The sequence below is a fragment of the Vibrio sp. 10N.222.46.A1 genome (assembly GCF_041473595.1).
Lineage (GTDB): Bacteria > Pseudomonadota > Gammaproteobacteria > Enterobacterales > Vibrionaceae > Vibrio > Vibrio tasmaniensis_A.
Map to the genome: position 1 here is coordinate 1 of NZ_JBFRSN010001762.1, position 226 is coordinate 226.

Annotated in this window: 1 protein-coding gene; it reads right to left on the bottom strand. The window is 50.9% G+C overall.

Annotation, left to right across the window (positions count from 1 at the left end; genetic code table 11):
• Positions 1-226, bottom strand: a 226-nt coding sequence (locus AB4496_RS29220) for a chromate transporter (RefSeq protein WP_372133621.1), incomplete at both ends; no start/stop codon positions are given.

Consider the following 226-nt stretch of genomic DNA (forward strand, 5'->3'; position numbering starts at 1 on the left):
GAAGGGGAGGTGAAGCCTACAAATGCGGCAATCGCACCGGTTAAGCCACCTTTTTTGTAACCAACCGCAAAGCCAACCTGACTTGAGCCTGGACCCGGCAGAAATTGACTGAGGGCGACAATTTGCCCGTACTCTTCGTCGGATAACCAATTCAGTTTCTCAACAAAGGTTTTACGGAAGTAGCCAATATGTGCCGCTGGTCCACCAAAGCTAATCCAGCCAAGCC